This window comes from Pseudochelatococcus sp. (assembly GCF_050946405.1).
Classification (GTDB): Bacteria; Pseudomonadota; Alphaproteobacteria; order Rhizobiales; family Beijerinckiaceae; genus Pseudochelatococcus.
Genome location: NZ_JBMNUS010000008.1, coordinates 229,416 through 241,026 on the forward strand (window position 1 = coordinate 229,416; position 11,611 = coordinate 241,026).

The window sequence follows — 11,611 nt, forward strand, 5'->3', positions numbered from 1 at the left end:
ATCCGTCATCCCGTTCATCCGCAGGCAGCGGCGTAATTGTTTCTTGTACGCCCTGCCCCGCGATATGCAAAGGTTCAAGTCCCTAAAACGACGCGATGCGGAAAAAGCGGCTGCCGCACCGGCGGGCCTTCGTGCACACACGCGCGCCTTTGCGCATGCCCTTGACAGTGCGTCCGTTCTGTCCGACATGTTCGGGGAAAAGAACGCAATCCGCTTGGGACCAATGCGCGAGCCTCGATTTCGCGGCAGGTATCGGCGGCGTTGTCCTGAAACCTTGTCTTTAGAATTCCTCTTTTCCCTGAACGCAGCACAATCCAAGGCTTTCGACGTCATGAGATATGCCTCCGTCTCGCAGGTCGAATCGCCCGACAGCCTCGTCGCGCATTTCGGAGCGGAGCGGCCGCTCGTGCTCGACAGCGGCATCGCGCTGTCGCCGTTCCGGATCGCCTACCAGACTTACGGCACGCTGAATGCCGCACGGTCCAACGCCGTGCTGGTCTGCCATGCGCTGACGGGCGATCAGCACGCGGCCAACGTGCATCCGCTCACCGGCAAACCGGGCTGGTGGAGCACCATGGTCGGCCCCGGCAAGCCCATCGATACGGATCGCTATTTCGTCATCTGCTCGAACGTCGTCGGCGGCTGCCTCGGCACGACGGGGCCGTCGTCGATCAACCCGGCGACGGGGCATCCGTGGGCGCTGGATTTTCCGTTGGTGACTATTCGCGATATGGTGCGCGCGCAGGCGTTTCTGGTCGATTTTCTCGGCATCGAGACCCTTTTCTGCGTTGCCGGCGGCTCGATGGGCGGCATGCAGGTTCTCGAGTGGGCCGCGAGCTATCCCGAGCGCGTCTATTCCGCAATGCCGATCGCAACCGCCGCCATTCATTCGGCGCAAAATATCGCCTTCGGCGAGGTGGGGCGACAGGCGATCATGGCGGATCCCGACTGGCGCGGCGGGCGCTATCTGGAGGCCGGCACGCGTCCTTCGCAGGGGCTTGCGGTGGCGCGGATGGGAGCCCACATCACCTATCTTTCCGAATCGGCATTGCATCGCAAGTTCGGTCGCCGCCTTCAGGATCGTTCCGCGCCGACCTTCACCTTCGACGCCGATTTTCAGGTGGAGAGCTATTTGCGGCATCAGGGTGAGGCATTCGTGGAGCGTTTCGACGCCAACAGCTATCTTTATGTGACGCGGGCGATGGACTATTTCGATGTCGCCGGCAGCCATGGCGGGGTGCTGGCGAACGCCTACCGAGGCTCGAAGACGCGCTTTTGCGTGATTTCCTTCTCGTCCGACTGGCTTTTCCCGACCAGCGATTCGCGTTCCATCGTGCATGCCCTCAATGCATCGGGCGCTTCCGTCAGCTTCGTGGAGATCCAGAGCGACAAGGGCCATGACGCTTTTCTGCTGGACGAGCCCGAGTTGATCGCCACGACGGGCGGCTTCTTGCGTGCCGCGGCGCGCGCACGGGGGATCTAGCCGACATGCATGTTGCCTCTCCCCATTTCGAGCGTGACGGCGCGCGTCACGATCACCTGCTTGTGTCGCGCATGGTCGCGCCCGGTTCCAAGGTGCTGGATGTCGGATGCGGCGACGGGGCGCTGCTTGAGCTGCTGGAGCGCGAGCGGGGCGTCGACGGGCGCGGCATCGAGCTTTCGCATGACGGCGTGAGCCGCTGCGTGGCGCGCGGCCTGTCGGTCATTCAGGGCGACGCGGATACCGATCTTACCGATTATCCCGACGATTGCTTCGATTATGTGATTCTGTCGCAGACGCTTCAGGCGACACGCCGTCCGCGCCAGGTGCTCGAGCATCTTCTGCGTATCGGCCGGCGGGCGATCATCTCGCTGCCGAACTTCGGCCACTGGCGTGTGCGCGCCCATCTCGCCTTCCGCGGCACGATGCCGGTAACGGAGAGCCTGCCGGAAACCTGGTACGACACGCCGAACATTCACTTCTGCACGATTCGGGATTTCGTGGAGCTGTGCGGCGTCATCGGCGCGGGAATCGAACGCGCCGTCGCACTCCACGCGAGCGGCCGCCCCGTCGGGGTCAACGCGCCATGGTGGTTCTGGAACCTGTTCGGCACGCAGGCCGTCTTCCTGCTCCACCGCAAGCCGGAAAACAGCCCCCGCAACGGCAGGTAGCGCCGCCCGCGGCGTAAGAGACGCCGGAGAGGGAGCATGAACATGTGGAAACAATAAAAAAGGAATGGCGCAACGGCGATAAATGCTGTAATCGCCTTTACATATGTTCCCCATCCGCGAGGAACTGGCACCCGTAGCTCAGCTGGATAGAGCGTTGCCCTCCGAAGGCAAAGGTCACACGTTCGAATCGTGTCGGGTGCGCCAAATAACCGCCGATAGCCCTCCATAGTACGCTATAGCCGCCGAAATTACGCCTTTGCATCGGGTGAAGGCTGGCTTGTGCGCGGAAAAGCGTAGAAACGGCGGCGTTTGATGGTGAAAAAATTCGAATCCCTTCCAGTCAATAGGGAGATTCTTTGCCCACAGAGGCCATTGCATATGAGGCTTCAAATGGCAGCTATACGCCTAGCCTCGAACGCCGGAGGCCTTTCGAAAGTCGGCGTTGATCATGAAGGCATCCGAAGCCCAACTGATTGTTTCGGCATATAGGTTCGAATCCCGCTCAATCCCCCGCCAAACACCGCCGATTGCCCTCTTTAATTCGCTATTGCCGCCGATCACCGCTCCCATGGTGCGCTGTAGCCTTGTTTAGTTCTCTTTTTGTTCATATATTGACAGAATGCAGATGGTATTCGATTTTGGCGCCGTCGTGGATATGGCGTGGGTGCGGGACCAATTGAGCTTCTTTTTCGGTCGCCCTGACCGAGGCTCCGCGCGGTCGCCGATCGGCCAGCTTGTGAAGTCGTCGATCAGCAATCGCACGCTGGACGAAGTTTCTCTTGGCGCCTATTAGCGGCTCGTGGAGGCCTATCTGGAATGGCGCGCTCTCGCAGCCGCGTCGACCGGCGATGTCGAGGCCCTGATCGGCGACGTCACCTTTCCCGATATCAAGGCGCGGCATCTCGGCGATGCGCTTCGCGTCATAGGAGCCTGTCATCCGGATGTCGACCTGGACTTTCTCGGCCTCCACGCTCAACTTCAGCACGCTGGACATGCCGGCATTCGTCGTGGACACGCACGTCTTGCGAGTGTTGAGCCGGTACGGCTTCGTCCGGAATACGGCTGACACGCGGACCGCCTATGATGCGGTGATGGCGGCGTCGCCTCGATGGAGCGCGGCCGAACTGGCCGCGCTTCACCTTCTGATGAAACGCCATGGTCAGACCATCTGCCGGCATGACCGTACCCGCTGCCCCGATTGTCATATCCGCCAGCGCTGCGAGGCGGCCGCCACCTCTGCCCGAAGGCCGGTGCGCGTGAGAGGGCGCAATATGGATCATCGGCGGGGGCCTGCGCGGGAACAGCGTGGCGGCTGGAAGGAATGAATCGGTGCGATCCAGACCGGGAAATCGAAAGGTGCTGTTGCGCCCATCGGCGGCTTTCTTCCGTGTCGGCTGGATCAAACGAACATATCGGCCCGGATGCTGTGATTTGTGCCGTTTATCCGTGATCCGACTTGTCTGCGCGTGCTATCAAGCGGTGTCGGACCTATGCCCCACAAGATGAATGCGCCGTGTCATGACCTTCCTTGCTGATCTGCACATTCACTCGAAATATTCCCGGGCCACGAGCCGGGATCTCGATCTTGAGCGCCTGTTCTGGTGGGCGGCGCGCAAAGGGGTGCGGGTGGTCGGTACCGGCGACTGCGTGCATCCTGTGTGGCTCGCCGAGATCAAGGACAAGCTGGAGCCCGAGGGTAACGGGCTCTTTCGCCTGCGGCCTGAAATCGAGGCGGCGCTGCGGGAGACGCTTCCGCCGGCCTGCCGGCGCCCTGTCTCCTTCATGATCTGCACCGAGATTTCGACCATCTACAAGAAGGGCGACAAGACCCGGAAGATCCATCACCTGATCTATGCGCCCGATCTCGATGCCGCCGACCGGCTGGCGGCGGCACTGGGGCGCATCGGCAACATCGCCTCCGACGGCCGCCCGATCCTCGGGCTAGACTCGCGTGACCTTCTGGAGATCGCGCTGGAATCGGGACCGGATTCCTATCTCGTCCCCGCTCATATCTGGACGCCGTGGTTCGCCGCGCTCGGCTCGCAATCGGGTTTCGATTCCATCGAGGAATGCTATGGCGACCTGACCCCGCATATCTTCGCGGTGGAGACGGGGCTGTCCTCCGATCCGGCCATGAACTGGCGCATCTCCTCGCTCGACCGCTTCCGCCTCACCTCCAATTCGGATGCCCATTCGCCCGGCAAGCTCGGCCGCGAGGCCACGCGCTTCTCCTGCGAGCCCGATTACTTCTCGATCCGTAAGGCGCTGGAGACGGGCGATGGCTATGTCGGCACGTTCGAGTTCTTCCCGGAGGAAGGCAAATATCACATGGACGGGCACCGCGCCTGCGGCGTGCGGCTCGATCCGAGAGAGACGATCGATCTTGGCGGCCGCTGCCCGGTCTGCGGGCGACCCGTCACCATCGGTGTGGCGCATCGCGTCGAGGCACTCGCCGACCGTGAGGAAGGCGCGGTGATCCCTGCGACGGCGGGAAAGGTCGCAAGCCTCGTGCCTCTGCCGGAAATCCTTTCGGAGATCGTTGGCAGCGGCGTCGCCTCGAAAGCCGTGACCCACACTTATGACCGCGCCATTGCCGCGCTCGGGCCGGAGCTTGCCGTGCTGGAGGAGATGCCGGTCGAGGATGTCGCCAGAGTCGATCCGTTGCTCGGCGAGGCCGTGACGCGGCTGCGCTCCGGCGAGGTCATCCGGCAGGCGGGCTATGACGGGGAATACGGGGTCGTGCGGCTGTTTCAGGACGGGGAACTGGATCGCCTTGCCGGAAACCAGCTTCTGTTCGACGCGCCCCTGGTCGGCCGCGCGCGCCGGTCGAAGCCCAGAGCGAAGCACGAGGCATCTGGCGATATACCGGTGCCCCCCGAAGCTGCGCCTGCGATGCAGCCATCCGGCCGCAGCGGCGTTCTGGCCGGGCTCGACCCCGATCAAACGCGCGCCGCCGAGGCCATCGATGGACCGCTGATGGTGATCGCCGGGCCCGGCTCCGGTAAGACGCGCATGCTCACCCACCGCATCGCCCATCTGGTGTTGGAATGCGGCGTGCCGGCCGGCTCTTGCCTCGCGATCACCTTCACGCGCAGGGCGACGGAGGAATTGCGCACCCGGCTCGCGGGGCTTCTCGGCGGGCAGGCGGAGGCCGTGGCGGTGCACAGCTTCCATTCGCTGGGCCTTGCTATCCTGCAGGCACATGCGGGCTGCGCCGGTCTCGGCGCCGATTTCCGCATCGCCAATGAGGCGGAGCGCAAGGCGGTACTGGCCGAGGCGCTCGGCGTCAGCGATACGCGCGCCGCCCGCCTCATCAAGGCCGTCTCCGTGCTCAAGCGCAGCGGCGGGACGGGCGCGGACGAGGAAGCGCAAGCCCGCGCCGTCCTCGACCGGGCCGGACGGGCGCAGGGCTGGGTCGATTTCGACGATCTGGTACTCTTGGCGGCCGATCTACTCGAGAATGACGCGGAGATCGCCGCCGTTTGGAGGTCGCGCTTCCCGCACATCGTCGCCGACGAGTTTCAGGACGTGGACGAGCAGCAGTATCGCCTGCTGCGGCTGCTGACTGGAGACAGCGGCACTCTCTGCATCATCGGCGATCCCGATCAGGCGATCTACGGCTTTCGCGGCGCCGACGCCGCCTGCTTCGCGCGATTCGGCCGGGACTTTCCCGCAGCCAGGACCCTTTGGCTTGCACGCAACTATCGCTCCACCGGCACCATCGTGAAGGCGGCGTCTGGCTTCATCGGCGCGCCCTCGTCGAGCCCGACACGCCCCATGGGCGACCCGATCATGACGCATGCGGCGGTAAACGAGGCGGCGGAAGCGGAGTTCGTCGCGGCGACCATCGAAAGCCTGCTCGGCGGCCACGATCTGCTGGCGGCCAATCGCACGGGTGGCGGGACGTCCTCCGGCCAGCCGCTCGGTTTTGCCGACTGCGCCGTGCTCTATCGCACCGACGCGCAGGCGGCGGCGCTGCGAACCGCCTTCGACCGCGCCGGCATTCCGTTCATGAAAAGCTCGCCCGCTCCCATCGCCGGCCATCCCGGCGTGACGGCGATCCTGGACGGGCTGGGCACGCTGGAGGAGCCGGACCTCGCCGCCCGCATCGGACAGGCTGCGGAAAACGCCCGCAGGGCCGAAAGGGCCGACGCGGCCACGCTGGCCGAGGCCAGAGGCTGGCTCGCCGCGCTCGCCGGATCGAACCAGGTCGCCGGCGATCCGGTGAGGCTGGCGGAGACGGCGGCTTTGTCCACCGAGGCTGATTTCCGCGATGCCCGTGCCGACCGCATCTCTCTCATGACCATGCATGCGGCCAAGGGTCTGGAATTTCCAGTCGTGTTCGTGGTGGGTATGGAAGCCGGACTGGTGCCGTTTTCATGGGGGACGGCGACGCCGGATGACGAGGCGGCGCTGGCCGAGGAGCGGAGGCTGTTCTACGTGGCCATGACCCGCGCCAAGGACAGGCTGTTCCTGACCCGCGCCAAAGAGCGGTTCTGGCGTGGTGCAGTGCGCGCGCTACCGGCTTCGCCTTTCCTTGGACAGATCGCCGACCTGATAGTCAGCGAGAGTGCAAGCGGACGAAAAAGCAGGCAGGCGCAGCAGCTCAACCTGTTTTGAAACCCCGCGCCAGATTTGGCGATCGCGTCCACAAACTCCTGTGGCCGGCCGCGACTCTCATCAACGAGATCAGGATTGGGAGGGCTTTTGGAGGGCTATGGCGTAGGTGTAGTTCTCTGTTTCACCTTGGTCAAATCCGTCCACACCGCCTAGAGTGCCTGACAAAACCTTCTTATGGCCCTGAAACATATGATTGTTGCGGCGATGATGAGGAATGCGCGGTAGAGATCGGCGTGGCGTTCATATCGAATGGTCAGACGGCGGAATCGGTTGATCCAAGCGAAGGTGCGTTCAACCAGCCGCCGATGCCGACATTCGCTGGAGGTAACGATTTGACCGTGCCACCTCAGGTTAATAGCATCCTCTCCATGCACGAATTGTCTTCGTTCATTCATGAGCAAATTCCGTTTCGAGCGGGATTTCAATGAAATGTCCGCTTAAAAAGAAATCGATTGCGGTGCTATTGCGCATATACAGGCCCCCGACAGAGGCACGTAACCGGTGGCAACGTACCGTTGCCGCCGGGTTAACATTTCCAATCTCAAAAAAAGATATCTTTTACATCAAGAATTGATGGCGATAACAAGAGTATTAATCACTATTTATGTCACACTGACACGCAGAGATACTTTATTTCAGTATAATCATCCAGTCCGTACTTCGATCCCTCGCGCCCCAGTCCCGACTGTTTGATGCCGCCGAAGGGCGCTACCTCGGTTGAGATGATACCGGTGTTGATTCCGACCATTCCGTATTCCAGCGCCTCGGCCAAGCGAAAGACGCGGGCGTTGTCGCGGGTGTAGAAATAGGCGGCCAACGCTGACGGCCGACGGGCGGGACTTTCATGCCGTTGTTTCCGATGCGCTGGCGGCAATCGCGAATGCCACAGTACGGCTGCGCCCCCCCCGGGAGACAGCGCATTCTGAAAGTGTGGTGCATGCCTGGACTGGCATCACGCTGGCTGACGCCACGCCTCTCCCAGATCAGACAACACCTTCCCGACGTCGAGATCGTCGTGCGCCCGACGGAGATCCTGCCCGACTTCGCACAAGTGGCGGCGGACCTCATGATAGGCTTCGGCATGCCGCAGTCTCTGCCGCCCCACGCGATTCCGCTGGTCAGGCCGCGCGTTTTTCCGGTAGCCAGTCCGCAATTCCTCGCCAAACACGGAGCGCCCGCGACAGTAACCGATTTGGTCAGGTATCCGCTGATTCACGAGGAAAGTTACGCCCAATGGGCGAGTTGGTTCGCTGCCGGACACATCCAGATTGGAGAGGATAAGCTGTCCGGCACAAGATTATGGAGCGCCAATCTCTGCATCGACGCGGCGCTGGCCGGGCAAGGCATTACGCTTGGCTTTGCCCCTCTCGTGCAGGACTGCATCAACGACGGCCAACTGGTCGAACTGTTCGAGACGGATATAAGGCTTGGTGGCTATTTTCTTGCCGCGCCACCCGGGAGGTGGGCCGATCCGATCCTGTCGCGTTTCCGCGACTGGATAAAGGGAGAATTAGTATAGAGAGGCGTGCATTCAAGTGGAATCGTCACGCCGCTCCAAGTTCTATATTTTACCGCAACTTGCATTCAATTCGATGAATCGATTTGAACGCAAACTGCTCTGGTATCTGTAAAACGGATACGTAAGCGGTCGCAATTCGGGCCGCCGATCAGCACTTCCGACAGCCCCGCCGGCGCCTCGCCGAAGCGGCGATGGACCGGGGCATGCTGGCTCCTTTCCTGAAATCATTCGAAGCTCACGGCTCCCAGACGGGGCGGAAGATGGGGGGCGGAAGCAGTCGCCCGATGCAACGCCGTTGCCAGACGGCGCTGCGTGTCGGGTGTGTAGAGGTCATACCAGCGCTGGTTCTTGCGCCCGATGCCGTGTTCGGCGCTGAAGCTGCCGCCGAATTCCCGCACCGTGACATCGAAGACCCAATCGCGCAGGGCGCATTCCCGCGCGGGATCGGTGGCGAGAGCGTTATCGGGAGCGACTACCAGGTTGAAATGCACGCCGCCGTCGCCGATGTGGCCGAAATCGCAGATCGTCACGCCGGGGAAACGCGCGGGCATTTCCGCCTTCATGCGGTCGCAGAAACGCATGATGTCGCCGCGCCGGAAAGCGAGGTCGAAGGCGATCAGCCTGCCTGCGTTCTTCACCCCTTCGGACAGCGCATGGCGCAGCGACCAGGTGCGCTCCAGCGCGCCGAAGCGAGCATCCGCCAGCAGGTCCGGCTCGGTCTCCATGATGTCGGCCAGCACCTCCTGTAGCAGATCCTCGGCATTGGCCTCGTCCCCGCGCGCGGGACGGGCGCGGGAGATTTCGGCCAGGATCGCGTAGTCGGGCACCGCGCCGCCGAAAGGATTACCCAGCGAAGGCACATGGTCCAGCGCGGCGCGTATCGCGTTGCCGGACATGCCCTCGAAGGCAGACAGTTCCGGCCCCAGCCTTTCCTCCATCGCGCGCAGCAAGGACAGCACCGCCTCGCCCGATGCCGGCACCAGGATCGCCGCCGCCTGATCGCGCGGCAGCCGATGCAGTTTCAACACGGCCTTGGTCACGATGCCGAAAGCGCCGCAGGTGCCGATGAAAAGCTGCTTCCAGTCGACGCCGGTGTTGTTCTTGTAAAGCGGCCCGCCGAGGTCGAGCACCGTGCCCGCCCCATCGGCCAGCACCACGGTGAGGCCGAGCACATTGGCGCGCACGTCGCCGTAGCGCAGGAAGCGCGCGCCGCCGGTGTTCGTGGCGATCATGCCGCCGATGCCCGGATCCGCCCCGAGATCGATGGGAAAGAACAGGCCGTCGGCCGCAAGCCGGCGGTTCACCTCGGACAGACGATGGCCGGCACCGACAGTCAGGCTGCGGTTGTCGATGTCGGCGCTGAACACCCCCGTCACACGGTCGAGGCTGAGGACCACCTGCGTGCCGCTGTCGTCGGGGGTGGAGCCGGCCACCAGGCCGGTATTGCCGCTCTGCGCAATGAGATGGAGGCCGTGCCGCACACAGATCGCCACCGCGCCGGAAACCTGCGCCGTGTCGGCAGGCCGCAGCACCGCCAGCGCCCTGCCCCGATCGTAGCGCGCGCCGGTTTCATAGGACGCCATCTCGTCCGGTTCGGTCAGAACGCCGCGCGGGCCTAGCAGCGCACGCAATGCGTCGAGGGCCGCCGCGCTCATGCTGTCGTCCCCGCCGCCGTCCCTGCGGGCGCCCGGCGGCATGCGGCAAGCGACGCCGCCTCGATGGCGGCGTAATGGTCGAACTCGTTCAGCACTTCCGCGCCCAGATCGGCCTCGAAACGCCGCTGGTTGGGATTGGCCACGAAATCCTGCGCCGCGCCGTCGCCGAGGTTGGACTGGAAGATTCCGGCTGCGCTGACGGGCAGGAAGTCCTCGTAGACGATCGGATCGAAACGGATAAGGCCGGCAGCGATCGCCGCCGCGATATCATCTCCGATCCCCTCCGCCGCCAAACCCTTCTCGGTCAGGCTGTAGGTGAAATAGGCCAGCTCCCCGGCGCGGATGGTCTCCCAGTCGTCCGGGAATGCCGCGAAAGTCCGGGACAGCGCCGCCATGTAGTCGGCCGCGTTCGACCCGTCGGCGGCGGGGCGCACCTTGTCCCGCGTCGCGGTCAGAAGCCTGTCGTAAAGTGCCCTCCCCTTGGGCGTCAGCGCCACGCCGCGCTGCTCGATCTCGCCGAAGCGGGCCGTATGCGATCCGTCCTTCCAGTCGTCGCCCGAGCGGAAGGCCACGGGCTCCTGCAACGCCTTGAACGAGGTCTGGCGCAACAGGACGGGGCACTTGCGGGTGGGCGGCCCCTCGACGACGGCCTTGGGAGTGATGCCCCGCGAGGGCATGCGCGCCTGCACCGCGTCGATATCGAGGGTGCGCGGGGTCAGGTGGTTGATGTGCGGGCCGCGGAAAGACACCACGTCGGCGATCAGCCGGTGTGCGTCGTGCAGACGGTGATACATGTCGATGGTGACGTTGGCGCGGGGCTGCCAGCGGAAGGTTTCCAGCGCCTCGGCCACGAAGCGGGTGGCGTCCGCATCGTTCAGGCCGCCCTCGGCCTCGGCCTTCGCGATCAGCTCAAGGCAGGCGGGAGTGAATATCCGCCGTTCGGCGAGGATCGCGGCCGCTTGGCCGCGCAAATCTTCGTCGGCGATCAGATCGAGCCGCAGCAACGAGGTGAAGACCCGGAACGGGTTGATCTTCAGCGCCGCATCGCCGACCGGCCGAAAAGCCGTCGAATGGACGGGAACCCCCGCCTCCGAAAGATCGTAATAGCCGACCGGGAACATGCCCATCACGGCGAACAGGCGTCGGATGGTGTGCAGTTCCCCGGCGGTGCCGACGCGGATGGCGCCGTGGCGTTCCTCCGAAATCCGCGCGAGATCGTCGTTGGCCTCAAGGCGCGCGCGCTCGGCCGGATCAGCGGCGAGCGTTTCCGCGTTGACCTCGGCGACCAACTCCATCAGCGTGCCGTAGGCGGGAACTTCGTCGCGATACATGGCGGACATGGCGGCCGAAAACCGGCTGCGAATGATATCGGGGCTGATCAGGGTTGCGGCGCTCATCGCGGCTTCGCTCCTCGTGCTCGGATCATATGATGTGTCGCAGCTAAAGCGTGTTCATGCAAAGCGGACACCGCTTTGCATGAAGAAAACGCATCGAATCAATAAGATAGAGCATTTCGGCGTTTCAACGAAATGCCAAAATGCTCTAGGGTCTAAACTCAACGGCTAATTTATGATTCAATCGGCTCATGGAGGATATCATGCCATGAGTCGGTTGTTTTGGTTGAATGACGAGCAGTGGTCGAAGATCGAGCCGCTTCTACCGCATT

7 protein-coding genes, 1 tRNA gene and 2 pseudogenes are annotated in these 11,611 nt (G+C 63.5%); 5 read left to right on the top strand and 5 right to left on the bottom strand.

Going from position 1 to position 11,611, the window contains the following annotated elements; genetic code table 11:
- Positions 1 to 331 precede the first annotated feature (331 nt).
- The 3 genes from metX (at position 332) to ACOYJQ_RS13660 (ending at position 2,355) form a co-directional block, all read left to right on the top strand.
- On the top strand, positions 332 to 1,483 hold the full coding sequence (gene metX / locus ACOYJQ_RS13650) for a homoserine O-acetyltransferase MetX (RefSeq protein WP_433459132.1): 1,152 nt from the start codon (positions 332 to 334) through the stop codon (positions 1,481 to 1,483).
- 5 nt (positions 1,484 to 1,488) lie between these two features.
- Positions 1,489 to 2,151, top strand: a complete 663-nt coding sequence (metW, locus tag ACOYJQ_RS13655) for a methionine biosynthesis protein MetW (RefSeq protein ID WP_433459133.1) — start codon at positions 1,489 to 1,491, stop codon at positions 2,149 to 2,151.
- Positions 2,152 to 2,278: 127 nt separating this feature from the next.
- A tRNA-Arg gene (locus ACOYJQ_RS13660) sits at positions 2,279 to 2,355 on the top strand.
- 400 nt (positions 2,356 to 2,755) lie between these two features.
- Here ACOYJQ_RS13660 and ACOYJQ_RS13665 read toward each other — a convergent pair.
- On the bottom strand, positions 2,756 to 3,145 hold the full coding sequence (locus ACOYJQ_RS13665) for a hypothetical protein (RefSeq protein WP_433459135.1): 390 nt from the start codon (positions 3,143 to 3,145) through the stop codon (positions 2,756 to 2,758).
- Between the two features lie 524 nt (positions 3,146 to 3,669).
- Here ACOYJQ_RS13665 and ACOYJQ_RS13670 point away from each other — a divergent pair.
- The gene (locus tag ACOYJQ_RS13670; protein WP_433459137.1) at positions 3,670 to 6,771 is read left to right on the top strand and encodes a UvrD-helicase domain-containing protein; all 3,102 of its coding nucleotides are present in this window, start codon (positions 3,670 to 3,672) and stop codon (positions 6,769 to 6,771) included.
- Between the two features lie 149 nt (positions 6,772 to 6,920).
- Here the strand turns inward: ACOYJQ_RS13670 and ACOYJQ_RS13675 are convergent.
- Together ACOYJQ_RS13675 and ACOYJQ_RS13680 are read right to left on the bottom strand one after the other, a co-directional pair.
- Positions 6,921 to 7,082, bottom strand: a pseudogene (locus ACOYJQ_RS13675) (IS5/IS1182 family transposase); the annotation flags it as partial.
- A gap of 296 nt (positions 7,083 to 7,378) precedes the next feature.
- Positions 7,379 to 7,588 (bottom strand): annotated as a pseudogene (locus tag ACOYJQ_RS13680) (aldehyde dehydrogenase family protein); the annotation flags it as partial.
- A gap of 63 nt (positions 7,589 to 7,651) precedes the next feature.
- Between ACOYJQ_RS13680 and ACOYJQ_RS13685 the strand changes: the two are divergent.
- A complete protein-coding gene (locus ACOYJQ_RS13685) occupies positions 7,652 to 8,290 on the top strand; it encodes a LysR substrate-binding domain-containing protein (RefSeq protein ID WP_433459149.1) in 639 nt (212 codons plus the stop codon).
- A gap of 224 nt (positions 8,291 to 8,514) precedes the next feature.
- Here ACOYJQ_RS13685 and ACOYJQ_RS13690 read toward each other — a convergent pair whose 3' ends face one another.
- Both ACOYJQ_RS13690 and hglS read right to left on the bottom strand, forming a co-directional pair.
- Positions 8,515 to 9,945 (bottom strand): FAD-binding oxidoreductase, encoded by a 1,431-nt coding sequence (locus ACOYJQ_RS13690; RefSeq protein ID WP_433459139.1) that lies wholly within the window; start codon positions 9,943 to 9,945, stop codon positions 8,515 to 8,517.
- Positions 9,942 to 11,342, bottom strand: a complete 1,401-nt coding sequence (gene hglS / locus ACOYJQ_RS13695; protein WP_433459141.1) for a 2-oxoadipate dioxygenase/decarboxylase HglS — start codon at positions 11,340 to 11,342, stop codon at positions 9,942 to 9,944. The genes ACOYJQ_RS13690 and hglS overlap by 4 nt, the downstream gene beginning before the upstream one ends.
- Positions 11,343 to 11,611 lie beyond the last annotated feature (269 nt).

Excerpts from the sequence above, each read along its gene's own strand:
- metX (WP_433459132.1), top strand. The coding sequence starts at position 332 with ATGAGATATGCCTCCGTCTCGCAGGTCGAATCGCCCGACAGCCTCGTC.
- metW (WP_433459133.1), top strand. The coding sequence starts at position 1,489 with ATGCATGTTGCCTCTCCCCATTTCGAGCGTGACGGCGCGCGTCACGAT.
- ACOYJQ_RS13665 (WP_433459135.1), bottom strand. The coding sequence starts at position 3,145 with ATGTCCAGCGTGCTGAAGTTGAGCGTGGAGGCCGAGAAAGTCCAGGTC.
- ACOYJQ_RS13670 (WP_433459137.1), top strand. The coding sequence starts at position 3,670 with ATGACCTTCCTTGCTGATCTGCACATTCACTCGAAATATTCCCGGGCC.
- ACOYJQ_RS13685 (WP_433459149.1), top strand. The coding sequence starts at position 7,652 with ATGCCACAGTACGGCTGCGCCCCCCCCGGGAGACAGCGCATTCTGAAA.
- ACOYJQ_RS13690 (WP_433459139.1), bottom strand. The coding sequence starts at position 9,945 with ATGAGCGCGGCGGCCCTCGACGCATTGCGTGCGCTGCTAGGCCCGCGC.
- hglS (WP_433459141.1), bottom strand. The coding sequence starts at position 11,342 with ATGAGCGCCGCAACCCTGATCAGCCCCGATATCATTCGCAGCCGGTTT.